Below are 24954 nucleotides of genomic sequence, written 5' to 3' on the forward strand. Positions count from 1 at the left end.
CGCCGGGTCAGTTGTCCAGCGGTCGGCGACCGATCCGGCCGAGCAGCACTGCGGCCAGCATCGACACGATGATCGAGGTGTACGTCGCGCCGAGCCAGGTCGGCACCGGCTGGTCGTTGAACACCCACTGCTGGACGTCGGTCCAGAACGGCGACCAGCCCTTCACCGTGCCCGGGTTCACCAGCTGGTAGGCGACGAAGCCGATCAGCCAGGCGAGCGCGGGCTGCCAGCGGAAGCGCGCCGTACCGGAGACGTCCCAGTTCATCTTGCTGACCACGAAGAAGTCCGCGATCGCGACCGCGAACAGCGGGACGAAGACCGAGCCGATCAGGTAGAGGAACTGCGTGTAGTTGCCCAGGTCAACCATCAGGGCGAGGCCGGTCGCGAGCACGCCGATCGCGATCGAGATCCAGCGCCGGTCGACGTGGCCGATCAAGTTGTGCGTGGCCATCGTGGTCGAGTAGACGTTCGCGTACGCCTCGTCGACCTCGTCCACCAGCAGCACGAACAGCGCGATCGCACCGGCCGGCAGCGTGACGAGCGCGGTGATCACGTCGGTGCTGTTGGTCCCGAGCGTCGCGACGGCGAACACACCGAGGGAGTAGTACACGATCGCCGCGATGCCGTAGCCGAGCGACGATCCGGCAAAGGCAGCCTTGTTCGTGCGCGAGTGCCGCGTGTAGTCGGCGGCCAGCGGCGCAAACGACACCACGCCGGCGGCAGCCAGGTCGACAGCCGGCCAGAAGCCGAAGACGCCGTCCTGCGGGAGGTCCTGCACCGGCTTGCTGAGCACCTGCACGAACAGGTAGACCGACGAGATCAGCACCAGCCAGACCATGAACTTTCGCAGCACCTTCACGCTGCCGAGCGGCCGGACCGCCATCACCGTCGCGATCACTCCGGCCAGTACGACGAACAACCAGCGCCAGCGTTCACTCGTCACCGCCACCGCGGCCTGCGAGATGACGATGATCTCCATCGTCGCCCAGCCGACGTTCTGCGCGATGTTCAGCACGGTCGGCGCGATCGAACCGCGTCGGCCGAACAGGCCGCGCAGGCAGGCCATCGCCGGCGCACCGGTCTGCGAACCGAACACGGCCGCGCCGCCGAGCACCAGCGCACCGATGCCGCAGCCGACCACGACCGCGAGCAGGCCCTGGGCCAGCGAGCCCGTGTACGCCGCGACCAGCGCACCGGTCACCGGACCGAACAGAGAGATGCCCAGGTTCCCCCACAGGGTGAACTGGTCGAAGAAGCCGAGCGTGCGCGGCGCGTCCGTGGTGAGGACGAGCGGCGCCTCGGTCTGCTTGGCAGGACGAACAGCAGTACTGGTCATGGTGACCCGCTCCCTACGCCGGCATTACCCGGTCAGGTTCAGGCGGTCGGCGACCGGCGTCGCCCTCTCAGCCCGCGCGTCGTGCGAGCTCCCGCATCGGTTTTGCTACCGCGTCAACGATAGCGCTTCAGGCTGGGTTGGGTGCAGCCGCTGCCCGCTGGATGAGAGCGGCCAGCTCCGGGCCGTTGGTCAGCACCGGCATGTGCGAGCCGGTCGACAGGGTGCGGCACTCACAGTGCGTGAGCTCGGCCAGCCGGTCCGTCCACTCGGCCGGGGACAGGTGGTCGTGGCGGCAGCGCACGATCACGATCGGGGCCCGCACCCGGGTGATGATCCCGGCCAGGTCGTGGCGACGGGCCGCCTCGACCGCGCGGGCGATCGTGGCGAACGTCGTACGCGCGTACTGCGGAAACAGCGCCGGGATCAGGCGCGGTGATTCCGGGACGGCCGAGCCCAGCCAGCGGGCGACCAGGTCCGGCCAGCTCGCTGCGCGCACGTCCCCGGTCGGCGCGATCAGGACCAGGGCGTGCACGAGCTCGGGGAAGGCGACCGCGGTCTCGACCACGACCTGGCAGCTGGCCGAGTGCCCGACGAGCACCGACCGCTCCCGGATCTTGTCGGCGACCGCCGTCCCCAGGGCCTGTGGCCGGAGGTCGTCGCCGCGGCCGGCGGGTTCGCCGTACCCGGGCAGGGTGACGATCCGGTACGGCGTGGTGAGGTGCTCGACGGTGGGTGCGTACGACTTGGGCCCGAGGCCGAGACCCGGGACCAGGACGACCGGGATGCTCACTCCCAGGGCGGGCGGGCCGACGCGGCCTGGACGACCGGGTTGGACACGTCCGGCTTCAGCTCGCGGTAACCGAGAAGGAAGCCGGCGGCAAGGATCAGCAGGCCGATCCCGCCCCAGCCGTAGGCCGTGGGCAGCCGGTCGAGCGAGTCGTCGATCGCGCCCATGCCGGTCGACAGCACCATCCCCGCCCAGATCAGGATCGGCACCAGCGAGACCCCGACCAGGAGCAGGCCGCCCAGCTCGGGGGGCTCGATGTCGCGGCCGACCTTGCGGCGGGCGAGCACGTCGCGCGTCCACATCACGATCGCGGCCGCGCCGACCAGGAGCAGCAGCAACTGGCCGATCGTGTCGATGACGTCGGTCCGGAGCGGGTGGTTCAGCGGTGAGCCTGGCGCCTGGGAGATCTCGCGCAGGGCGACCCGCTGGACCGACAGGACGAGCAGGCCGTAGACGGCGGCGATGATCGTGGCGAGCAGTAGGACGCGGGCCGCGCGCGGATCACGGGGTGCGACCGGAAGCTCGCGGCCGTACTGCGGCAGCTCGCGCTGCTGTGGATGCGCGGCGGGGCCGTAGGGGCTGCCGGGGCGGTAGTTCGGCGGCTGCGTGTACCCGCCGGGCGGGGCTTGCGGCGGCGGTGCCTGAGGTGGGGCGCCGTACTGGCCGGGTGGGGTGCCATAAGGCTGCGGCTGCGCGTAGTGGCCCGGCTGCTGCTGGCCGGGAGGCGGGGCGCCGTAGCTGCTGCCGCCGTACGGCGTCGGCGGGGCGTAGTGGTGCTCCTCGGCCGGCTGCTCCGGTTGCTCACCGCGGCCGTACGTCGGGAAATCCTGTGACGACATCGCTGCTGCCTCCCCTCGGGCCCAGCCTCTCACGAACGAGGGTTTCGCTCAGGTCGTACGGCCTCAGGTGGCCTTGATCGTCGGCCAGGCGTTGGGCAGGCAGCCGGCCAGGCCCTTGGTCTGCTGCATCATCACCGGCGCCGGCGTCTTCGCCTTGCTGCAGGTGGAGTGCCCGTGGCCGAGCGCGTGCCCGACCTCGTGGTTGACCAGGTAGTTGCGGTAGAGCGCGACGTTCCCGGAGTACGCCGGGATCGCGTACATCCAGCGCTTCGCGTTCAGCACGACCCGGTCCTCGACCCGGCAGGACACCTCACCGCCGGTGTCGAGCGGCAGGCACAGCTTGTCGGTCAGCGTCGGCGTCGCCAGGATGATCCGCAGGTCGGCGTCCACCTTGTCGGTCCGCTCGAAGTTCACTGGGTGGATCGCCTGCCACCCCCGCGCGTCCGTCAGCGTCTTGTGGATGATCTGCGCGACCGCGGCACCGTTGACCGACAGCCCTTGCTCGATCTCGACCCGGTACGTCAGCTTGTCGCGGACCCCGCTCGCCTTGTCGAAGCCCGGCACGACGGCCAGCTTCCCGCTGGACACCGAGTAGTTCGGCTTCGCCCCCTTCGGCGGCCGCGTCAACGTCGGCGCCGGCCGCTGCGGCGTCGTGAACTTCTGCGTCGGCGTCGCCACCGGCGTAGGCGTCACCACACTCACCGGCATCTCAGTGGCCGAAGCAGCCACCCCCGCCACCACCTCAGCCGCCAGACTCCGCTGGTTAGTAGCGTCCGGATGCGCCACCACCACAGTCCCCAGCACCGCCAAGGCACTCACCGAGAACCACTGCGCCTTGTACGACTTCTTCCGACTATGCCGCCCACCCCGGCGCTTCTGAACAGGCGCATCCCCACGCCGCCCGCTCCGCGCCCTCGTCATGACGATTCACCCTACCCACCCCGCACCACCTCCCGAAACCCCAGTTCCACCCCACCCCCCACAAACGAACCAAAGGCAGAGCCGGAAGGAGACGGGGGACCCGGCCTAGTTTTCGGCTACGGCGTAGTGCAGGCGAACGGAGCCGCCAGTGTCGGTGTGCACCGAGAGCAGCTGCAACCGGGTCGGAGACTCGCCGACGGCAAGCGGCGGCCCGTCCATCACCGACGGGGTGCCGAGTCCGCCGACGAGAGCGGGCGCCAGCGTCAGGTGGAGTTCGTCGATCAGACCTGCCCGCAACAGTGCACCGTTCAGTCCGCCGCCTGCGTTCGACAGCACGCAACTGACGCCGAGCTCGGTGCCCATCGCGGCGATCCCTTGCGCCAGGTCCACGCGCTCCTCGCCGACGACGAGGTAGCAGATGCGTTCGCGGCGGAGATAGCCGAGGTAGTCGGCTGGAGTCGACCGCGCCACCAGGACCAGCACGTCCCAGTCCTCGTGCTTCTCGGTCCAGCGCACGCGTCCGCGGCCGTCGACGACGGTGAACCACATCTGCGGCGGGGACGGTTGTCCGGTGATGTCCGGTGGGAGGAAATGCTGGTAGAGGCCGACGGTGTCACCGTCGAAGGTGGGCAGTTCTTCCGGAGTCTCGTCCTCGGTGACCAGGCTGCCGCTCCCCTCCAGGATCGCGTTGCAGCCGTACTTCTGTCGGAGCACCTCGAGAATGTCGAGCCGCACCGGATCGGCGGCGCGCGGGGTCATCGCGGCCCACAGATCCGCACTCGGCTGGTGCATCAACAGCGCGTCCCGGGCGAGCGCGACCTTCCCGTCGACACTGGCATCCACACTGACCACCACACGCGGTCGCTTCCCCATCACAGCCTCCTCCGACTCGCTGGACGGCGCGCCCCAGATCTACCAGCGCCCACCGACAACCCACCGACCCGCTCGGACAGTTGGTCCCCGGTCCGCGCCGGCGTCGGTCGTCGATCGCGCGCGACGACGCACCCGCTTCGCGGCCGGTCGACCTCCGCCTCGATCTCCGCGGGGTCGGCAGGATCCTCGAGCGCCTGGTACCGCTGCATCGCCTCGGGCGCGATCAACACAGCCGCCGGCTTCGACGCACTCGCAGGCGATGCGAACTGTCGGTGATCGCCGAGACACTAGGAGTGGTGAGGTGCTGACGAAGGGATGGTTCCGTATGTCAGGTGTTTCGTTTGTGTGGTTGGAGATCACGGAGAAGTGCCGGCTGCAGTGTGTGCACTGCTACGCCGAGTCTGGGCCAGCCGGGTCGCACGGAGTGATGGAGCCGGCGGACTGGATCCGCGTGATCGATGAGACTGCTGAGCTGGGGGTGGGGATGGTGCAGTTCATCGGCGGTGAGCCAACCCTGCATCCTGCGTTGCCTCAGCTGCTGGCCCACGCTCTCGCTGCTGGGCTCAAGGTGGAGGGTGTTCTCGAACTTGGTGCATGTGACGCCGGCGTTGTGGGAGTTGTTCTCGCTACCCGGGGTGCGGCTGGCGTGTTCGTACTACTCGGACGAGCCGCGCCAGCACGCGGCGGTGACCGGCACAGCCGGGTCGCATGCGCGGACCCGGGCGAACATCGCCGAGGCGGTACGGCGGGAGGTGCCGGTGCGAGTCGGTGTGATTGATCTGTCCGACGATCAGCGCAGCGAGCAGGCGGTCGCCGAGCTGACCGCGCTGGGGGTGACCGAGGTCGGGATGGACCGACTCCGGGAGGTTGGCCGTGGCACGCGAGGCGCGGGCACGGGCATGGACCAGTTGTGTGGGCAGTGTGCGTCGAAGGTCCTGGCGATCTCCCCGACCGGGGAGGTGTGGCCATGTGTGTTCAGCCGTTGGCTGCCGGTCGGGAACGTGAAGACCAGCTCGCTGGGAGAGGTCGTCAGCGGTTCGGCGTTGCGTGATATCCGGTCGGACTTGGCCGAGGAGTTCGCTCGGCGTGCCGCGTCGACGCAGCCGTGTGTGCCGAACATGTGTGACCCGCAGTGTGGGCCGTCGTGTGGTCCGGCGTGCCGACCGCATTGCTGGCCGACGGGCCAGGGGCCCTGCAAGCCGAAGGGCGGTTGGGGCGAAGATGTTGGCCCAGTGCAGGTCGCCGTGCACGGTCGTCCAGTGCTCGATGTCGACCGGTGCGCCGTACACGCGCGTGGTGCGTTCCCTGGTCCGGTCCGGGTCGATGCCCATTCGGGGGGTCTCGGTGTGTTGCAGCGCCGCGAGCGCGGCGCTGAGGTCGTTCCACCAGGTGTCGGGCAGTTCGGGGTCCTGTTCCAGGTCGTCGGTGGCCGAGACCGGGTGTCCGGGCAGCAGGACGAGGAGCTCGGCCCGCTGGCGCCGCCAGTCGCCGTCTGCCCACTCCACGACGTCGAGCACCCGCGAGCGCGGTACGTCGACCAAGCCGTTGGCGTCGACGTTGCCCGTCCAGGTGTCGCCGCCGGCCCACTCCGGAAACTCCGAGACGACCCGCAGCCAGTAGTAGCCAGCTGGTCCGGTGCACCGGGCGCCGATGGTGCGCAGCCGCCATCCGAAGGCTGGCTCGCCGGCGACGTCGACGCCGAAGTGCTTCGCGGCCTGCTCGAGGTTCACCCGCATCCACTCGGTGAACCGGGCGTCCGCTGCCGCGGTCTCTTCGGCCGCCGGCTCATCGGTGTGCACTGGAGTCCTCGGCGGCGTCGTCAGGTTCGATGACGTGGCGCAGGTAGGCCTGCGGCGACTTGAGGAATCGCGCCCAGTGGTCGACCAGGTCGAGGTCTTCCCAGGCGACCCGGCGGAATCCCCAAGGGCCGACCTCGACGACGTCGGCGCCTGGGGTCGCGGCCAGGATGGGGGAGTGGGTCGCGCACACGATCTGGGCGCCGCTGCGGCCGAGCTGGTGCAGGACCGAGACCAGGTGCAGGCAGGACGAGAAGGAGAGGGCTGCCCCTGGCTCGTCCATCACGTAGAACCCGGGCGCGTTCATCATCGCCTGGATCATCGTGACGAACCCCTCGCCGTGGCTCATCGTGCTGGTGTCTTCGTCCCAGTACCCGGCCACGCCACCGAGGTTCTCGGTCATCGAGAACGCGGTCTCTGCGCGCAGGAAGAAGCCCTTCTTCTTCAGCCGCGGGCCGCCGAGCATTTTCGAGCCGGCAGCGGTCGTGTCGAGACGCAGGACCTTGCCGAGTTCGGTGGTGATCGGCTCGGGGCGGGCCATCTTCCGGCTGGCTCGGCCGCCGTGGGGGTCGAGCTTGAACCCTTCGGCGATCGCCTCGACCAGGGTCGACTTGCCCGACCCGTTGTCGCCCATCAGGAAGGTCACCGGCCGCCGGAAGTCCAGTGCTTCGTCGGCGAGCTGCGTGACGCACGGCACGGTGAAGGGCCACCGGCCCCGCCGGGCGGGGTCGGGCTGGAGATGGTCGGGGATGTAGGCCCGCCGTACGAACAACACCTTGCCTTTCGTCGATCCGGAGATCACTCAGTTTCAGGCTAGCGGGCACCACCGACGCGAGACGTTGCTCATGGGGTCGGACCGGGGCGAGGTGTAGGTCGGCACCGGAAGGACTCGGGTTAGGGGAGGCAGCGCCGTGCCGCGGTGGTGAGGTGTCCGAGCCTGCAAGGCGATCGCGAAGCCAGGCAGAGTTGCCGGGCGAGCTCACGGGACGCGGTTCGGTCCCCGGGTCGGCCCCGGCCCCGTCGTCGAGCGCGTGCGACGGAGGAGCGGCAAGTGCGGGCGGCAGCGCGCAGGTCGGCGCGCGGCAGCGCGCAGGTGGGCGCGCGGCAGCGCGCAGAGTCCGGGCGGTAGCCCGAGAGAGGCGGCGGTAGCACGTAGAGGGCCGGCGGGAGCCTGGCGAGGGTGCACCGGCGGTAGCCGGGGGGTGGGCGGGAGCGGGCGTAGCGGGGGCGACGTAGGAGCCCGTGCGTAGCGCGCGTGGGGATGTCTTCAGGCTGTGCGGGTTCGGAGGAATTTGCCGAAGTGGGGGACGGTGAAGGCTACGGTGCCGCGTTCGGCGGAGAAGACGAGGCCTTTCTTGATGAGGCCGTCGCGGGCGGGGGAGAGGGACTGGGGTTTGCGGTTGAGGGTGCTGGCGACTTCGGCGGTGGGGACGGAGCCGTCGCCGACGCCGATGCCCAGTTCGGCCATGGCGCGCATGTACTCGCGTTCGGCGGGCGTCGCGCGTTCGTAGCGGGAGCCGAAGAAGCCGACGGTGAGCTCGGCGGAGGCTTCGGGAGCGGCGACGGCGACGTCCTTGATGGTGATCGGGGACGTGGGGGCGTGGTCCCAGGTGGCGTGCGCGAAGGCCTGGACGAAGTACGGGTAGCCGTCGGTCTGGGCGTACAGCTCGTCGAGCGCCTCCTCGTCGTACTGGACGCCCTCGCTCTCGGCGGGGATCATCAGCGCGCGGTCGCACGCCTCGCGGGCCAGGCGGTCGACGCGGATGTAGCGGAAGAGCCGCTCGGAGTACGACTTGCTGGCCGACAGTACGGCGGGCAGATGCGGCAGACCGGCTCCGACGACGACCAGCGGCGCGCTCTGCTGGGATATCTCGTGACAGGCAGCGCACAACGCAGATAGGTCGTCGGCGGAGATGTCCTGCATCTCGTCGATGAACAGCCCGACTCCGACGGACAGGTCGCCGGCCAGGTCGGCCGCATCGGAGAACAGTTCGATCAGGTCCATCTCCAGGTCGCCCGAGTCCGCCCGCCCCTTCGCCGCGGCCACCTCGACCGGCGGATGCCAGCGGATCCCCTTCCGGTCCTGAGCTCCGGTCCGCAGCGCGAAGGCCTTCAGTACGGCGCTGAACTCGTCGACCCGCTCGTCGTCGCGGTGCCGGTGGCCGAGCTCGCGCATCGCGGTGTGGATCGCCTGCGCGATCGGCAACCGGATGCTCTGGTCCGGCCGGGCCTCGATCTTCCCGGTGCCCCAGGCGCGCTTGATCGCCTGGCTTCGCAAGGTGTTCAGCAGCACCGTCTTACCCACACCCCGGAGTCCGCTGAGCACCAGGCTCCGCTCCGGCCTGCCTGCCGCGACCCGCTCGAGGACCACCTCGAACTGCCGCACCTCGGTGTCGCGTCCGGCCAGCTCAGGCGGCCGCTGACCGGCGCCGGGCGCATAGGGATTCCGGATCGGATCCATGCATTTCACTGTATGGCCGCGTCTAGCGTTTTCCTTAGATTTCGGTAGCGACCGGGAGAGCGTGTCGGATCAGCGTTCTCTACAGCTTTCTAGTGTCAGGACTAGATTCCGATAGACGCGCCTAGGCCCACCGAGACCACTAGGGTGCGGCCATGGTTGGGGAGTGGGCCCGGCAGGCGGCGGGCCTGTACGAGCGGGTGCATCAGCAGTACGTCGGGGGTGCCCGGAAGCTGGAGTCGCTGATCAACGAGTTGATCGGCGAGGAGGAGGGCATCAACTACCTGAGCGCCACGGCCCGGGCGAAGGACCCGGAGTCGTTCCTGGCGAAGGCGTCGAAACCGCACCCGGACGACCCGGCCCGGCCGAAGTACGACGACCCGCTGAACCAGATCACCGACCTGGTCGCGGCCCGGGTGATCACCTTCCTGGTCGAGGCGGTGGACCGGGTCTGCGAGGTGATCGAGGCGGAGTTCGAGATCGTCGAGCACACCGACATGGGCGCGCACACCCGGGCGCAGGGCGTGTTCGGATACGCGAGCAAGCACTACCTGGTCCGGCTGAACCCGCATCGCCGGGAGCTGCCGGAGTACGCCGTACTGAAGAACCTGACGATGGAGATCCAGGTGCGTACGGCAGTCCAGCACGCGTGGGCCGAGTTCGAGCACGACATCCGGTACAAGCTGGACATCCCGCCGGACCGCAAGCCGGAGTTCGACCGGCGGTTCCTGCTGGCGGCGGCGTTGATGGAGCTGGCGGACAACGAGTTCACCGAGATCGACCGGCTGTACCGCGAGCTGGCGGCGACCCAGCCGGACAAGACGCCGCGTGATCTGACCACCGCGACGCTGACGACGTACCTGACCCGGCGCTACCCGGACGCGCCGCACGCGAAGACCAACCACTACGCCTGGATCCTCAGCGTGCTCGCGCGCCTCGGCGTGACCACCGAGGAGCAACTGACCGACCTGCTCGCCGGCATCGACAGCTCCGCCGTCCAGGCCGCGATGACCCATCGCTTCCCGGCCGGAACGGTACGGCGCCTCGACGACGACCTCCTGGCCGCGAAAGGCACGGCGTACGTCGACCTGTTCCCCGACGAGGAGCGCCGCCAGAAGATCCTCAAAGGACGCCTGAAAGCCCTCGCTCGCGCCGGACTCATCGAGCCCTGACGAGGTCCTCCGCGACAGAAGCAGCGGTACGGCGTGCCCACCGGCCGGTCGTGATCAGGCCGAGCACCAGCACGAGCAACCCGCAGCCGGCGATGATGTACCAGCACAACTGAGCCGCCTCGACGAACCCGCTCTCGAGCGGACCCACCAGCCGCGCAGTCAGTACTGTCCCGGCGATCGCGACGCCCAGCGAGACGCCGACCTGGCGACTGGTCGACGCGATCGCGGCCGCGACACCGGCCTGGGATCGCGGCATCCCGGACACCGCCGCGTTCGTGATCGGCGCGTTCAGCATCCCGAACCCGAGCCCGAAGACGAGATAGGCGCCCAGCAGCATCAGCGTCGGAGTGTCGACGGTCAGCCGCGACAACAGCAGCCCGGAAGCGCCGAGCATGCTCCCGGCAACCACCAGCGGCAGCCGCGGCCCGCGATGCCCGACCAGCCAGCCGGACAGCGGAGCGAACACCACCGTCATCGCCGCCATCGGCAACGTGAGCAACCCGGCGTGCAACGCCGAGAACCCACGCACCGACTGCAGGTACAACGAGTTCAGGAACAGGAACCCGGACAGCGCCGAGAACCCCGCGACCGCGATCAGCGTCGCCCCCGAGAACGGCGCGCTCCGGAAGAACCGCGGCTCCAGCAACGGCTCCTCCCGCCGCCGCTCGTAGGACACCAGCGACACGAGCGACCCGATCGCGAGCACGAAGCACCCGATGATCAGCGGCGACGTCCACCCCGCCCGCTGCCCTTCGATGATCCCGTACGTCACCCCGCCGAGCAGCAGCACGACCAGCACCTGCCCGACCGGATCGATCCGCCGCGGCACCGCAGCCCGCGACTCCGGTACGAACAGCACAGTCAGCAGTACGGCGACCAACGCCACCGGAACGTTGATCCAGAAGATCGACGGCCACCCCGCCGCGTCGACCAGCGCCCCACCGACGACCGGCCCGACGGCCATCGAAAGCCCGACCACCCCACCCCAGATCCCGATCGCCTGCGCGCGCTCACGCGGATCGGTGAACGTGTTGGTGATGATCGACATCGCGACCGGGTTGAGCATGGAACCGCCGACCGCCTGCAGCATCCGGAACGCGATCAGCAGGTCGACGGTCGGCGCGAACGCGCACAACAGCGACCCGATCCCGAACAGCACCAGCCCGGCCTGGAACGTCCGCCGCCGGCCGACCCGGTCCGCGGTCGAGCCGGACACCATCAGCAGGCTCGCCAGCACCAGCGTGTACGCGTCGACGGTCCACTGGAGCTTGGAGACGTCCGCGTCCAGATCGGCCCGGATGGCCGGTAGCGCGAGGTTCACGATGGTGGAGTCCAGCCCGACGATGAAGAGGCTGAAGCAGCAGATGCCGAGGATCAGCAGCCGTCGCCTGCGCGTCAGTTCCTCCACCCGGCTCCCTCTCCATCGTCGTACTTGAAGACTGTACTACCGGCTCGAAAACCCTTTGACGGACTGTCGGCGGGCCCGCCTAGGCTTGATCCATTCGCCTGGTCAGGTGCCTTCTTCAACCCTCCTACGCCTTCTTGTGAGACGTCATGTCGCTGCGCCTCATTCCGTTCGCCGACCCGGGTGTGCCGGACACCCGGTCCGGCCTCCGACTCATTCTCTGGCTGGAGCACCAGCAGCTGCGCGGTCAGGCGATCGCGCTGTTCTGGGGGCTCCTCTACTTCGGCGGCATCGCCGCCGCGCCGATCGCCGTCGGCCTGGCCGTCCAGGCCGTGATCGACCTGTCCTGGCCCAAGCTGTTCCTGGCGGGCGGCCTGTTGCTCGCCTTCGGCGCCGCGAAAGCCGGCGCCGACTCGTTCTTCCACCGCGCCGTGGTCACCAACTGGATCAGTACGGCGTCACGCCTGCAGCAGCTGCTGTTCCGCAAGGCCGCGGAGCTCGGGTCGCTGCTGACCCGCCGGATCGCCGCGGGTGAGGTGGTCGCCGTGAGCAGCGGCGACGTGGAGAAGATCGGCTGGTTCGTCGAGGTGCTCGGCCGGTTCGTGGCCGCGCTGCTGACCTGTTTCGCCGTGGTCATCGGGCTGCTGCTCTACGAGCCGCAGCTCGGTCTGGTGGTGGCCATCGCCGTACCGGTGCTGGCGTTCTCGATCGTGCCGCTGATGGGTCCCGCGGAGCGTCGCGCGGACGCGCAGCGCGCCAAGGGCGGCCGGGCCACCGAGCTGGCCGCCGACACAGTCGCCGGTCTGCGCGTACTGCGTGGCATCGGTGGCGAGCAGCTGTTCCTGGACCGCTACCGCTCGGCCTCGCAGGAGTACCGGGCCAGTGCGGTCCGCAGTGCGCGGATGTGGTCGCTGATCGCGGCTCTGCAGGTGCTGATGTTCGGGCTGTTCCTGGTCATCGTCGTGTGGCTGGGTGTCCGGCTGGTGCTGTCGAACCAGATCTCGGTCGGTGAGCTCGTCACGACGTACGGGTTCATCACCTTCATGCTGGTGCCGCTGCACACATTCGAGGAGACGGCGAGCGCGTTCATCTTCTCGAAGGTGTCGGCGCGCCGGGCCGCTCGAGTGCTGGCACTCCAGCGGACCGACGAGACCAAGGGCACGGCCGAGGCGCAGCTGCCGGAGGGTGACGTGCTCGACCCGGTCTCCGGGCTGCACGTGCCGGCCGGGAGCTTCACTGCGGTCGTCTGCGGTGACCCGGACGCGGGTGGTCGCCTGGCCGACCGGCTGGGTGGACACAGCCCGGCCGCCGAGGACGACGAGGCGTCGGTGCTCCTCGACGGTGTCGCATTGGACGACATTCCGCTGGAGTCGGCGCGGAGCGTCGTACTGGTGCAGGACAAGGATCCGGTGCTGCTGTCCGGGACCGTGCGCGAGCTGTTCGACGTGCCGGCGAGCGGTGCGGTGTCACCGGAGACAGCGCTCGACGCGGCGCAGTGCGCGGACATTCTCGACGTACTGCGGCAGACGCTGCCGGCCGGTGAGTCGGACGCGATGCAGGCCGTGCTGACCGAGCGCGGACGGTCCCTGTCCGGTGGGCAGCGGCAGCGAGTGGCCTTGGCCCGTTCGCTGTACGTCGACCCGCAGGTGCTGGTGCTGGACGAGCCGACCAGTGCGGTCGACGCGCACACCGAGGCGCGGATCGCAGACGGCCTGCGGCTGCTGCGAGCCGGCCGGACCACTGTGGTGTTCACCTCCAGCCCGCTGATGCTGGACCGCGCGGAGCGGGTCGTGTTCGTGCCGGACGGCCGGGTCGATGCCGTCGGCACCCACCACGAGCTGGTGCACACCAACCCGCGCTACCGCGCGGTCGTCACCCGTGAAGACGAGACAACCCTCGAGGAGATGGCGTGAAGCGCCCTCACTACGACCCGGCAGCGCCGCAGGAGGCGGCGCGACTGCCGGTAGCAGGTAGTGCCACCGTGCGCGCCTACCTGAAGACGCTGTTCCGCCGGCACCGCCGTGCGTTCGCCTGGCTGACCCTGGTGAACGCGGCGGCGGCGCTGAGCGGCATGGTCGGGCCCTGGCTGCTCGGCAACGTGGTGGAGAAGCTGTCCCGCGGCGAGCGCGACGTCGACCTGCCGTATGTCGTGATCGGCTTCGTCATCGCGCTCGCGGTGCAGACGGTGTTCGTCCGGCTGACCCGGCTGCGCGGCGCCGTACTGGGTGAGGAGATGCTCGCGGACCTGCGTGAGGACTTCCTGATCCGGGCGGTCGGCCTGCCGCCGGGTGTGCTGGAGCGGGCCGGGACGGGTGACCTGCTGTCCCGGATCACCACCGACGTCGACCGGCTCTCGCACGCGATGCGGGACGCCGTGCCGCAGCTGACCATCGCGATCATCTGGGCGTCGCTGCTGATCGGCGCGTTGATCGTGACCGCGCCGGAGCTGGCGGTGGCCGTGGTGATCGCGGCGCCGATCCTGATCATCGGCGGCCGCTGGTACTTCCGCCGGGCGCCGGCGGCGTACCGGTCGGAGGCCGCCGGGTACGCCGCGGTGGCCTCGGCGCTGGCCGAGACCGTCGACGCCGGCCGGACCGTCGAGTCGCACCGGCTGGGCGGTCGCCGGATCAAGCTGGGCGACACCCGGATCGGCCAGTGGGTGGCGTGGGAGCGGTACACGCTCTACCTGCGGATGGTGCTGTTCCCGGTGATCAACATGACCCACACGATCGCGCTGGCGGCGGTGCTGGTGATCGGTGGCGGCTTCGCCATCCAGGGCTGGCTGACCGTCGGCGCGCTCACCACGGGCGCGCTGTACATCCAAATGCTGGTCGAGCCGGTCAACATGATGATCCGTTGGTACGACGAGCTCCAGGTCGCGCAGGTGTCACTGGCGCGACTGGTCGGGGTGCGTGAGGTCGAGGAGGCCGAGTCCGCTGAGCAGAGCGAGCCGGAAGGCCGAACCGTCCTCGCGGACGACGTGCGGTTCGGCTACCTGGAAGGCCGGGACGTGCTGCACGGTGTCACGCTGACTGTGCAGCCAGGTGCCCGGGTTGCGCTCGTAGGCCCTTCTGGCGCAGGGAAATCGACGCTGGGCCGGTTGCTGGCCGGCATCTACTCGCCGCGGGTCGGTGACATCACCTTGGGTGGCGCGGCCCTCGACAAGATGTCGGCAGAGCAGGTCCGGAGCCACGTTGCCCTGGTCAACCAGGAGCACCACGTGTTCGTGGGCAGCGTCCGGGACAACCTGCGGCTGGCGCGGCCGGACGCGGCGGACGCCGACCTGTGGGCGGCGTTGCGCTCGGTCGACGCTGACGGCTGGGTCGCCGGATTCGACAACGGGCTCGACACCGAGGTGGGCTCCGGCGGGGTCTCGCTGACGCCTGCACAGGCCCAGCAGGTCGCGCTGGCCCGGCTGGTGCTGGCGGACCCGCACACGCTGGTCCTGGACGAGGCGACCTCGTTGATGGACCCGCGGGCAGCTCGTCACCTGGAGCGGTCGCTGGCCGGCGTGCTGGAGGGCCGGACCGTGGTGGCGATCGCCCACCGCCTGCACACCGCGCACGACGCGGACGTGATCGCAGTGGTCGAGGACGGCAAGATCGTCGAGCTGGGCGGCCACGACGAGCTGGTCGGCGCCCAGGGACCCTACGCCGCGCTCTGGCACTCCTGGCACGGCGACCGCTGACACACGGTGGGGCAGACTCGAGAGGTCTGCCCCACCAAGTCATGTGAGGATGCAGGGTGTGCTGCTGACGACGCTGCTCGCGCTGCCCACCGCTCTCGCCCTCGACGTGAACGACGAGGGCGGTCTGCTGGTTCTCTACGACGAGACCGGCACCCGTGAGGTCAACGAGGTGACCCCCGACGGCACCTGGCGGGCTCTCACCGACCTGGGCGAGACCTGCCGGAACGCGCGCTTCGTCCTCGGCAGCCGCCAAGTGGTCGTCCAGCACGACAGCGGCGGCGACGAACGCGGACAGCTGTCCCTCGTCGACCTGGACGACCGGACCCTGACGCCACTCGTCCACGACCCGGCGTTCAAGCACAACCTGGTCCAGGCGACCGGCGGTCGCGTGCTGTTCACTACCAACCGACGCAACGGCGTCGACTTCGACCTGGTCTCCCACGACCTCGCGACCGGCGAGGAGTCCGTGCTGTACGACGGCGGCGGCTGGGCGATGGCGGTCGACGCCTCCCCGGACGGCAAGTGGGTCGTGCTGTCCCTGGCCAGCGCCCCGGCCAACTCGATGCAGCTGCTGCTCGTCGACACGACGACCCGAGCAGTCACCGCGCTGACGGCGCCAGACGCGCACAACGATCAGAAGGTCGTGTCCTGGCTGCCGAGCTCGTCCGGGTTCGTCGTAGCGAGCGATGCCGACCGAGACCGGATGGCGATCCGGCAGTACGACGTGAGCGACGGGACCTGGTCGGACCTGATGGTCGACGACGAGCACGACCTGGCCGGCTGGGTCTGTCCCGACGGAGAGCATCTGCTCGTCGCGACGATCGACGACGGCCTGGTGCCGCTGGCGCTGCACAAGCTGGAGGACGGTGCGCTGGTCGCACCGCTCGACCTGCCCCCGCTCGGCTGTGGAGCGCAGGCGGTCATGCTGCCGGACCCGGTCTGGTCTCCCGACGGCACGTACGCCCTGATCACCTACCACTCACCGATCGAACCGCCCACGGTCTACCGCTACACCCTGGCGACCAGGGAGATCGTCCCGATGCGTCCGCCGGCGACGCCCGAGGTCCCTGCCGAGGTGGCACATCCCGAGAGCCATCGCGTGCCGTCGTTCGACGGTGAGCAGGTCCCGGTCTTCGTCTACCGTCCGACCGGACCCGACCTCGGCTCGACGGTCATCCACGTCCACGGTGGTCCCGAGGGCGCAGCCATGCGGGGCTGGGTCCCGGTGGTCTCCGGACTCGCAGCGGCCGGCCACACGGTCGTCGTACCGAACGTGCGGGGCTCGGCGGCGTACGGGAAGCGCTGGTACTCGCTGGACGATCGCGAGCTGCGGCTGGACTCGGTGAAGGATCTGGCCGCGATCCACGCCTGGCTGCCGTCGATCGGCTGCGATCCGACCCGGGCAGCCCTGTGGGGTGGGTCGTACGGCGGCTACATGGTGCTGGCCGGGTTGGCCTTCCAGCCGTCGTTGTGGGCGGCCGGTGTGGACATCGTAGGGATCGCTTCGCTGGTGACGTTCCTGGAGAACACGTCCGACTACCGGCGGGCGACGCGGGAGCGGGAGTACGGCTACCTGGCGACCGACCGGGAGTTCCTGCAGTCGGCGAGTCCGTTGAGCCGCGTCGACGACCTGCGAGCGCCGCTGCTGGTCATCCACGGCGCCAACGACCCGCGCGTACCGCTGTCGGAGGCCGAGCAGATCACCGACGCGCTGACGGCTCGCGGCGTACCCTGCCAGCTCCTCGTCTACCCCGACGAGGGCCATGGCCTGGCCAAGCTGACCGACAAGCTCGACGCCTATCCACAAGCCCTGGCGTTCCTCGCCGAACACCTCAGCTGAGTCGCTCGAGCGTCCCCGCGGTCGCGTCCAGCCGCACCGGCAGTCCCAGTGGTACGGCGAGGTTCAGGTCCTCATGCCCGATCGCAGCGCCCTCCACCATCGGCAGACCCAGCGGGTCGAGCCGATCGTGGACCACGGCGCTGACCAGTCCGGAGTCGTCGGCGCCGCTGAAGTCGCCGACGACTACTCCAGTGACCTCTGCGAACCAGTTGGCCCGCAGCAACTGAGTCAGCAGCCGGTCCACCCGGTACGCGTCCTCGCTGACGTCCTCCATCACGACGATCCCGGTCGGCGGCGCGTAGGTCGGCGTACCGACGCTTGCTGCAAGCATTGCCAGGTTGCCGCCACGCAGCGGGCCCTCAGCAACGCCACCGACCACAGTCCGCGCGCCTGCTGGTGCGAGTAGATCCGTGACGCTGTCCGGCTCGAACAGCAGGTCGCGCAGCCGCTGCCGCCCTACCTCCGACCCGAGCTGCTCGACCGCAGCAGCCATCGGCCCGTGCATGGTGACCAGACCGCGTGCGTTGAGCGGCTCGTGCAGCGCAGTGATGTCACTGAACCCGATGAACCACTTCGGTACGGCGGCCAGCTCGTCGAAGTCGACGTACTCGAGCATGCGCTGCACGCCGTACCCACCACGTGCACAGAACACGGCCGCGAAGGTGGAGTCCAGCCACGCGTTCCGCAGGTCCTCGGCCCGAGCCTTGTCGTCCGCAGCCAGGTAGTTAAGCCGTTCGTGCCCAGCAAGCACCGACGGCAGCACCTCGACCTCGAGCCCCCACGCCTTCAGGTGCTCGATCCCAGTCGCCAGCCGCTCCGCCCGCACCGGTCCCGACGGCGCAACCACCGCCACCCGATCCCCAACCGACAACCGCTCCGGCACCTTCACGTCAGTCACTCCGTGACGCTACCAATCCACCGTGATCGTCGCGCTCTTGGAGGTGCCGTTGACGGTCACGCCCAGCTGAGCCGTGCCCGGACGCAGCCCGGTGAGTTGACCGGTCGCCGGGTCGTACGACGCCACCGCCCAGAACGGCGCGGTCTGCGCCGGACCGATGTGCAGGGCGCGCGAACCCCACCAGTCGGCCGACACCGGGAACGCCACCGGCACCCGCCGGCTCTCCTGTACGACGGTCGCCCCCGCACTACCCGTCTCACCACGACGCAACGCTGCCGGCGCGGTCAGCTCGAGCGAGTCGACGTGCGGCCGGAACTCGACCTTGAGCCAGGACCGCTCCGGCGCCGACCACTTGCGCTCACCGGCGGCCGCCGCCTGCGCGTTGGGGTCGACACCGACCATCGCCCAGCCGGTGAATCCACCGTCGTTCGGCGCGGACGACGGACCCTTGCCGGAGTTGCCGGTCAGCGGCAGCAGGACGCCGTCGGTGCGGGAGGCCGCGAAGGTCCCGGCGTGGGCAGCCATGTACGCGGCGCCCTTCCCGGTCGACGCCCGGAACCCGGCCAGCCAGTCGACGATCATCCGGGCCTCCTTCCGGTCACCCAGCTGCGAGTTGGCGGTCGGCGACGGGTCGTCGATCGGGTGGTGCGCCATCACCACCACGTTGCGGATCGACTTGTTCGTGGCCGCGTCGTCCAGCTGCGCGCGAAGGTCGAGGATCTGCGCGAACCCGCCCGCCCGCAGCGAGCCGAGCGACGAGTCCCGAAGGATGAAGCGCGTCCCCTTGTGGTCGAACGTGCTGCTCGGCGGCCCGAACACCTTGGACCACTCGGACAGGTCACCCGGGCCGTAGCTCTCGTGGTTGCCCGGCACGTAGTGCACCGGCACCTGGCCGGCGACCTCCTCGTCGATGATCTGCTTCGCCAACGCGATGTCCTGAGCGAAGCCCCGGTCGACGAAGTCGCCGTTGATCACCAGGAAGTCCGGGTGCTGCGCGAGCGCCTCGCGGATCGTCCGCCGGGCCTGCTTGACGAAGTCGGAGTTCGGGTCGTCGGCGGTGAACTGCGCGTCCGACATCACCGCGAACCGCCACCGGCCGTCGGTCGCCACGGTCCCGTCGGTGACCACCAGCGGGTCGACCACCTTCGCCGGCGGCGCCATGTCCACCGGCGGCGCACCGCGCAGGGTCAGGTCGTCGACGATGATCCGGCCCGAGTACTGCCGGGTCGGCACGGTCTCGACGACGTAGATCCGCCAGAACCGCAGCGGCATCGCCAGCCCCGGCGGGATGTCCGCCTCGACGTACTTCCAGCCGACCCAGTCCACCGCGGCCGCGACGTTCAGCGTCTGCGGCGATCCACCGGCCGCGGTGTAGGCGTTCGCCCGCAACCACGCGCCCTTGCCGTCGCCGTACACCCACGCGCCGAGCTTCTGCGGCTGCCCGGGCAACGTCAGCTGCGGCGTCACCGAGAGGTACGCCGCTCGCGTCGCCGTCGTGCCAGTGAGGGAGTAGTCGAGCGCGATCGCCTGCCCGCCGTCATGGCCCTCGGCCTCCGACCGCGCCGCCGTCGCTGCACCGGCTGGTACGGCGTTCGCCGCCCAGCGGGACAGGTCGTCGACCTCGTCGATCACGGTGCTGCTCAGGCCGGACGTGACACTGAGCTGCGTGGTCAGGGTGCCGGCCTTCGCGGTGATCACGGTCGACACCGCGTCGTCGCTGAGCGCGTTCACCTCGAACCCATTGCCTTTGGCAACCACCTTGACGAGAGTGGCATCGTACGACAGCTCGAGGTTACGCGGCTCGATCCAGGTGCCGAAGCCGTCTGCGTCGTACCCGTCGATCTCGAAGAAGCCCTTGGAGGTCGAGTCGGTCAGCGACACCTGCCGGGTCGACGGCGCGAGCCGGGTCGGCGCGCCGAGGACGGTCAGCTGGATGCGGCCGTGCGCCTTGCCGCGGGCCGCGGTGACGATCGCGTCACCGGCCTTCCGACCGGTCACCACACCCTTTTGGTCGACGCGAACATTGCCCCCGGCGAACCAGTACGGCGTACCTGTGGCCGGAGCGTAGGTCTCGTCGTGTCCGGTCGCGGTCAGGACCCGGCTGAGGCCGGTCAGGACCCGGGAGCTGCGGGAGACATCGGTGTCCGCGTCCTCGGCCGCGGTGCCCTGGGCCTCGACGCGGTAGCCGGTCAGCTGGCCGGAACCCTTGACCGGTAGCAGGCCGAGGCCATTGGGGATCACGCGCTCGCCGCCGTCGGACGGGTCGTTCACCACCTGCGGCGCTGCCTCACCGGGCGATCGCGCGAGCATCGTCGACGAGCCGCCGCCGTCCAGGTTCAGCGCGTCGTCGGCGCCCAGGCCGATCATCAGCTCGCCCATCTCCTTCAGCGACAGCCCGCGGGAGCCGGTCGCGCGACCGTCGACGGTGAGCAGCAGCATCCGGCTGCCGTCCGCGTCGAACCCGATCGCGGTCCGGGGCGCCAGGTCCGCGTCCGGGACGTCGGCCGGGACCTGACCGTCCTTGGCGAGCTGGTGGTTGCCGCTGATGCCGACGGCGACGTCGGCCGCGTCGGGGCGCAGGCCGTACTGCACGTCGACCTTGTCGCCGGCCTCGAAGGCGGCGAGCGCGGCCGCACCGGCTTCGCGGCCGATCAGCGCCTGCTCGTTCGCGGCCAGCGGAGTGGTGCCCGGAGTGGCGGCGGACGAGACGACCACGCCGTCGCGAAGGATCGCTTCGCGCACGGTCGGCAGGCCGTCGACGGTCCTGGTGCGGGCCGCGTCGCCCCACTCCGGTGTGTAAAGGCCGATTCCGCCGGAGTTGACGGTCGGCGAGTTGAGGTTGGTCAGCTCGAGCTTGGTGGCGTCGTCGTCGGTCGCGCTGCCCTGCAGGAACAGCTCCGCGATCCGGCCGAGGCCGTCCTTGCCGATCACGGCGGTGTCGTTGTGCCCGGCCGCGGGCGCGTTGACCAGCCGGCCGCTCTCGACGCCGACGCCCAGCGGCGCGGTGGTGTCGTTGATGTCGAAGAAGTCGCCGTTGACGCCGGCGATCGCGCCCTTCCGGGCCAGCTGCTGGCTGAGCGGCGTGCCGCCGGAGACCTTGCCGGTGTTGACGTAGTCGACCGTCACCCCGTGCTTGTCCAGGTCGGCCGCGAGGATGTCACCGCGGAGCCAGCCCTTCGGGTCGAGACGCTCGAACGACGTGTAGTTCACGCCCGGCGCGACCGGGCTGTCCTCGCGCGTCGTCAGCACACCGTCGCCGGCGATCGCGGAGTCCGGGATGCCACCGGGGGCGGGCTGCGCGACAGCCGGCACGACGACGGCGCCGGCCAGCAGGCCGCCCATGCCGAGCGCTGCGGTCAAGGGACGGAAGAGCGACACAGGAGCCTCCCCAACGTGGACGGACGCGGCCATCCGACGTGGTGCGCTCTACCGCCACATGAGGCACAGGTGTACGCCGGTCAACCGACCGGTGACAAAGTAACGTCTCCAGAGCCCGACCGGAAGGTTTTCTCCTCGGCAGGAATCGGTCAGCCCGGCGTCGACTGGTCGGCGGGACTGTGTCAGCCGACGGCTACCGGGCGGCCGGAGGTCTGCCAGGCGTGCATGCCGCCGTCCAGGTTGATCGCCTCGCGGCCGAGCTGGTTCAGGAACTGGGTGGCCATCCCGGACCGGCCGCCGACCGCGCACACGCACAGCACCTTCTGGTCCATCGGCACCTCGCCCACGCGCTCCTGCAACTCACCGAGCGGGATGTGGTTCGCCCCCTCGATGTGCCCGCGGTCCCACTCGTCCGGCTCACGCACATCCAAAACGAACGCCTCGGCCAGCAAAGCGTCGTCCAACTCGGCCACCACGACCGAGGGAATCTCCTGGTTCTGGAACATGCTCTCGATCATCTCAGGCCACTGGTCGACACGCGTCTTCCGCCTCTAGGGCAGTGGACGGCCTCCGGTGGCGCCGATGCGTTCGCCGGTGATGTAGGTCGAGTCGTCCGAGGCGAGGAAGACGTACGCGGGTGCCATCTCGGCCGGTTGCCCCGGTCGGCCGAGCGGAGTGTCCGCGCCGAACTCGTCCACCTTCTCGGGCGGGAGCGTCGCCGGGATCAACGGCGTCCACACCGGACCCGGTGCGACCGCGTTCACCCGGATGCCTTTCGGAGCCAGCTCCTGCGCGAGCGCCTTGGTGAAGTTCAGGATCGCCGCCTTGCTGGTCGCGTAGTCGAGCAGCTGCGGCGACGGCTGGTACGCCTGGATCGAGGTCGTGTTGATGATCGCCGACCCGGGTCTCATCACGGGTACGGCGGCCTTGCACAACCAGAACATGGCGTACACGTTGGTCTTCATCACCTGGTCGAACTGCTCGGTGCTGATCCCGGCGATCCCCTCCTGCGACATCTGGTACGCCGCGTTGTTCACGAGGACGTCGAGGCCGCCGAGGTCGGACACGCACTGGTTGACCAGCTTGCGGCAGTGGTTCTCCTCCTGGATGTCACCAGGCACCGCGACGGCCCTGCAGCCCGCCTCCTCGACCAGCCGGCAGGTCTCGCGGGCGTCCTTCTCCTCGCTCTCGAGGTAGGACACGAGTACGTCGGCTCCCTCGCGGGCGAACGCCAACGCGACGGCGCGCCCGATCCCGGAGTCCCCGCCGGTGATCAGCGCCCGCTTCCCGTTGAGCTTGCCGCTGCCCTTGTACGTGTCCTCGCCGTAGTCGGGCTGCCGCTCCATGTCCGCGCTGCGGCCGGGGTGCTCGAGTTGCTCCGGACCTTGGGCCTCCGCGCCCGCGTACCGCTCGGTGGGGTCTGCCATGGTTCCGCAGTACCCGTGGGGAAACTACTTGAGCAGTTTGGAGAGGCGGCGGTCGGCCAGCGGTTTGCCGCCGGTCTGGCAGGTGGCGCAGTACTGCAGGGAGGAGTCGTGGAAGCTGACCTCGCGGACGATGTCGCCGCAGACCGGGCACTTCTGGCCCTTGCGGCCGTGCACGCGCAGGCCCGACTTCTTCTCCGACTTCAGATCCTGTACGGCGAGGCCGGCCGAGCGGTCGACCGCGTCCTGGAGGGTCTCGAGCATGGCGTCATACAGCAGCTTGAGCTCGTCCTCGGTCAGGTTCGACGCGGGTTTGAAGGGGCTCATCTTCGCGACGTGCAGGATCTCGTCGGAGTAGGCGTTGCCGATACCGGCGATCACCGACTGGTTGCGCAGCACACCCTTCAGCTGCACCCGGCCCTCGCGTTTCAGGATCGCGCCGAAGTCGTCGAGGGACAGCGTGAACGGATCCGGCCCGAGCCGGGCGATCCCGGGCACCTCGGCCGGGTCTCGGACGACGTACACCGCGAGCTTCTTCTGGGTGCCGGCCTCGGTCAGGTCGAAGCCGGAGCCGTCGTCGAACACCGTCCGCAACGCGATCGGGCCCTTGCCGGGCCGCACCAGCGCGGTGGACTGCTCATCCTTCCACCGCAGCCAGCCCGCGCGGGCCAAGTGGATGACCAGGTGCACGCCCTGGGCCTCGATATCGAGGAACTTCCCGTGCCTCCGGACGTCGTCGATCAGCAGCCCGACCAGGCTCGTGATCGGCGGGTCGTAGGTCTTCAGCGCGCTGATCGCGGTGATGTCGGCGCGCACGAACGCGTGGCCGACGGCGCGCTCGCGCAGGAACGCCGCCAGCGACTCGACCTCCGGCAACTCAGGCACCGTCCCAGTGTGCCTTACGGCGGGGACAGTTTGCCGGGTTCAGGGTGGGAACAGGGGATCGGTGGGGTGAACCCGCAAGAGTTTGTTGGCCAAGGACGGTAGCGTCTTAGGGCAAGAGAGTAGGGAGGCCCTGATGGGGTTTGTGAAGACGTTGGTCAAGGGTGCGGTCGTCGCCAAGCTGGCGCAGATCGCGCAGCGCGAGCTCAGCAAGCCTGAGAACCAGCGCAAGCTGAAGGATGCGTTCACCAAGGTGCAGCAGCGCCGCGGCGGCGCCCACTAAGCCATTCTGACTTCGGCCCGGCTGCTTGTGCACGACTTGTGCACAGCCGGGCCTGAAGTATGCGCTCAGGCGGGTTTGTGCGCCTGCAGCGTGTACGTGGCAGGCAGCCGGTGCGGGTTGTCGGTCAGCCGCCACTCGCCGGACGCGTCCTCGGTCATCAGCCCGGGCAGGGCGTTCCAGGGCGCGCTGTCGTGCTCGGCGAGCGAGTCGAAGACCAGGCCGGCCTGCTGAAGCGCGGTGATGATCTCGGACAGGCCGTGGTTCCACTCGTGCGTGACGGTGTGCGAGAACTCCACGTCGGTCTCGACGTACGTCCCGCCCTCGTCCCACACGATCGGCTCGGCGGTCTCGAAGTACGGGTACCGCAGCACCGGACTCGTGTCCCCGGGCTCGGCGTCGAGCGCCCACAGCATCGGGTGACCCTCGCGGATGAACAGCCGCCCAGCTGGCTTCAGCAGTCCCGCGACCGTGTCTGCCCACCGCGTGATGCTCGGCAGCCAGCCCAGCGCGCCGATCCCGGTGAAGACCAGGTCGTACGACGATGCGCCGAGCACGTCGACCGCGTCGTACACATCCGAGACATGGAAGTCCGCCTCCAAGCCGAGCCGGTCGGCCAGCGCCTGCGCGTGCTCGACCGCGGGCGCAGAGAAGTCCAGTCCGCTCATCCGGGCGCCGAGCCGTGCAAGGGACACCGTGTCGGTGCCGATATGGCACTGCAGATGCACCCCGCGCAGCCCGGAGATGTCACCGAGCCGCGGCAAGTCGAACCGGACCACTTCACTGAGGTACTGCGGATCCGCCTCGAAATGCGCCACGTTGTACCCCGGCGACGCGGCGTGCGCCGGCACCCGCTCGTCCCAGTTGGCCCGATTCACATCCCGGTAGTCGCTCACGCCGCGACCATGCCACATGGCCGACGGACGCGTCACAACAATTAGTGGAGATAAGTCCACCTTCATGGGAGGTTCAGGCCG

Annotated in this window: 21 protein-coding genes and 1 riboswitch; of the genes, 7 read left to right on the forward strand and 14 right to left on the reverse strand. The window is 69.7% G+C overall.

The window, feature by feature from the left end; genetic code table 11:
* Positions 1–7 precede the first annotated feature (7 nt).
* The 5 genes from AB0H36_RS16120 to AB0H36_RS16140 all read right to left on the reverse strand — a co-directional run bounded on the left by AB0H36_RS16120 (position 8) and on the right by AB0H36_RS16140 (position 4756).
* Entirely contained in the window at positions 8–1336 is a 1329-nt protein-coding gene (locus AB0H36_RS16120; protein ID WP_360522751.1) for a cytosine permease, read from the reverse strand.
* Positions 1330–1441: riboswitch (TPP riboswitch) on the reverse strand. It overlaps the preceding gene by 7 nt.
* 22 nt (positions 1442–1463) lie before the next feature.
* A complete protein-coding gene (locus AB0H36_RS16125; RefSeq protein ID WP_360522754.1) occupies positions 1464–2126 on the reverse strand; it encodes an alpha/beta hydrolase in 663 nt (220 codons plus the stop codon).
* Entirely contained in the window at positions 2123–2962 is an 840-nt protein-coding gene (locus AB0H36_RS16130; protein WP_360522757.1) for a hypothetical protein, read from the reverse strand. The genes AB0H36_RS16125 and AB0H36_RS16130 overlap by 4 nt, the downstream gene beginning before the upstream one ends.
* A 63-nt stretch (positions 2963–3025) precedes the next feature.
* The gene (locus AB0H36_RS16135) at positions 3026–3883 is read right to left on the reverse strand and encodes a DUF3152 domain-containing protein (protein ID WP_360522760.1); all 858 of its coding nucleotides are present in this window, start codon (positions 3881–3883) and stop codon (positions 3026–3028) included.
* A gap of 105 nt (positions 3884–3988) precedes the next feature.
* Positions 3989–4756: a dihydrofolate reductase family protein gene (locus AB0H36_RS16140; RefSeq protein ID WP_360522763.1), complete on the reverse strand. Its 768-nt coding sequence runs from the start codon at positions 4754–4756 to the stop codon at positions 3989–3991.
* A gap of 325 nt (positions 4757–5081) precedes the next feature.
* On the opposite strand from AB0H36_RS16140, the gene AB0H36_RS16145 reads away from it, so the two are divergent.
* Together AB0H36_RS16145 and AB0H36_RS16150 are read left to right on the forward strand one after the other, a co-directional pair.
* On the forward strand, positions 5082–5534 hold the full coding sequence (locus tag AB0H36_RS16145) for a radical SAM protein (RefSeq protein ID WP_360522980.1): 453 nt from the start codon (positions 5082–5084) through the stop codon (positions 5532–5534).
* 121 nt (positions 5535–5655) lie between these two features.
* Positions 5656–6588, forward strand: a complete 933-nt coding sequence (locus tag AB0H36_RS16150) for an SPASM domain-containing protein (protein WP_360522983.1) — start codon at positions 5656–5658, stop codon at positions 6586–6588.
* On the opposite strand, the gene AB0H36_RS16155 is transcribed toward AB0H36_RS16150, so the two are convergent.
* Both AB0H36_RS16155 and AB0H36_RS16160 read right to left on the reverse strand, forming a co-directional pair.
* Entirely contained in the window at positions 6542–7354 is an 813-nt protein-coding gene (locus tag AB0H36_RS16155; protein ID WP_360522766.1) for an AAA family ATPase, read from the reverse strand. The genes AB0H36_RS16150 and AB0H36_RS16155 overlap by 47 nt on opposite strands.
* A gap of 465 nt (positions 7355–7819) precedes the next feature.
* Positions 7820–9013: an ATP-binding protein gene (locus AB0H36_RS16160; protein WP_360522769.1), complete on the reverse strand. Its 1194-nt coding sequence runs from the start codon at positions 9011–9013 to the stop codon at positions 7820–7822.
* A 152-nt stretch (positions 9014–9165) separates the two neighbouring features.
* Between AB0H36_RS16160 and AB0H36_RS16165 the strand changes: the two genes are divergently transcribed.
* Complete coding sequence (locus AB0H36_RS16165; protein ID WP_360522772.1) at positions 9166–10182, forward strand: (p)ppGpp synthetase; 1017 nt, start codon at positions 9166–9168, stop codon at positions 10180–10182.
* On the opposite strand, the gene AB0H36_RS16170 is transcribed toward AB0H36_RS16165, so the two are convergent.
* Positions 10169–11590 (reverse strand): MFS transporter, encoded by a 1422-nt coding sequence (locus tag AB0H36_RS16170; RefSeq protein WP_360522775.1) that lies wholly within the window; start codon positions 11588–11590, stop codon positions 10169–10171. The genes AB0H36_RS16165 and AB0H36_RS16170 overlap by 14 nt on opposite strands.
* A 146-nt stretch (positions 11591–11736) precedes the next feature.
* Between AB0H36_RS16170 and AB0H36_RS16175 the strand changes: the two genes are divergently transcribed.
* The 3 genes from AB0H36_RS16175 to AB0H36_RS16185 are packed head-to-tail and all read left to right on the forward strand — an operon-like array spanning position 11737 to position 17115.
* Complete coding sequence (locus AB0H36_RS16175) at positions 11737–13500, forward strand: ABC transporter ATP-binding protein (RefSeq protein WP_360522778.1); 1764 nt, start codon at positions 11737–11739, stop codon at positions 13498–13500.
* A complete protein-coding gene (locus AB0H36_RS16180) occupies positions 13497–15275 on the forward strand; it encodes an ABC transporter ATP-binding protein (protein WP_360522781.1) in 1779 nt (592 codons plus the stop codon). Before AB0H36_RS16175 ends, AB0H36_RS16180 begins: the two co-directional genes overlap by 4 nt.
* 58 nt (positions 15276–15333) lie before the next feature.
* On the forward strand, positions 15334–17115 hold the full coding sequence (locus AB0H36_RS16185) for an alpha/beta fold hydrolase (protein WP_360522784.1): 1782 nt from the start codon (positions 15334–15336) through the stop codon (positions 17113–17115).
* Here the strand turns inward: AB0H36_RS16185 and AB0H36_RS16190 are convergent.
* The 5 genes from AB0H36_RS16190 to AB0H36_RS16210 all read right to left on the reverse strand — a co-directional run bounded on the left by AB0H36_RS16190 (position 17108) and on the right by AB0H36_RS16210 (position 23700).
* Positions 17108–18013 (reverse strand): LD-carboxypeptidase, encoded by a 906-nt coding sequence (locus tag AB0H36_RS16190; protein WP_360522787.1) that lies wholly within the window; start codon positions 18011–18013, stop codon positions 17108–17110. The two genes, AB0H36_RS16185 and AB0H36_RS16190, sit on opposite strands and share 8 nt — an antisense overlap.
* A gap of 9 nt (positions 18014–18022) precedes the next feature.
* Positions 18023–21391 carry a phosphodiester glycosidase family protein gene (locus tag AB0H36_RS16195; RefSeq protein WP_360522790.1) on the reverse strand — a complete coding sequence of 1123 codons (3369 nt, stop codon included), beginning with the start codon at positions 21389–21391 and terminating at the stop codon, positions 18023–18025.
* A 182-nt stretch (positions 21392–21573) separates the two neighbouring features.
* The gene (locus tag AB0H36_RS16200) at positions 21574–21897 is read right to left on the reverse strand and encodes a rhodanese-like domain-containing protein (protein WP_360522793.1); all 324 of its coding nucleotides are present in this window, start codon (positions 21895–21897) and stop codon (positions 21574–21576) included.
* 45 nt (positions 21898–21942) lie between these two features.
* Positions 21943–22818 (reverse strand): SDR family oxidoreductase, encoded by an 876-nt coding sequence (locus tag AB0H36_RS16205; RefSeq protein WP_360522796.1) that lies wholly within the window; start codon positions 22816–22818, stop codon positions 21943–21945.
* A 24-nt stretch (positions 22819–22842) separates the two neighbouring features.
* Entirely contained in the window at positions 22843–23700 is an 858-nt protein-coding gene (locus AB0H36_RS16210; RefSeq protein ID WP_360522799.1) for a DNA-formamidopyrimidine glycosylase family protein, read from the reverse strand.
* A gap of 133 nt (positions 23701–23833) precedes the next feature.
* Between AB0H36_RS16210 and AB0H36_RS16215 the strand changes: the two genes are divergently transcribed.
* The gene (locus AB0H36_RS16215) at positions 23834–23980 is read left to right on the forward strand and encodes a hypothetical protein (RefSeq protein WP_360522802.1); all 147 of its coding nucleotides are present in this window, start codon (positions 23834–23836) and stop codon (positions 23978–23980) included.
* Between the two features lie 65 nt (positions 23981–24045).
* On the opposite strand, the gene AB0H36_RS16220 is transcribed toward AB0H36_RS16215, so the two are convergent.
* Positions 24046–24873 (reverse strand): class I SAM-dependent methyltransferase, encoded by an 828-nt coding sequence (locus AB0H36_RS16220; RefSeq protein ID WP_360522805.1) that lies wholly within the window; start codon positions 24871–24873, stop codon positions 24046–24048.
* Positions 24874–24954 lie beyond the last annotated feature (81 nt).

This window comes from Kribbella sp. NPDC050820 (assembly GCF_040653975.1).
GTDB lineage: Bacteria > Actinomycetota > Actinomycetes > Propionibacteriales > Kribbellaceae > Kribbella.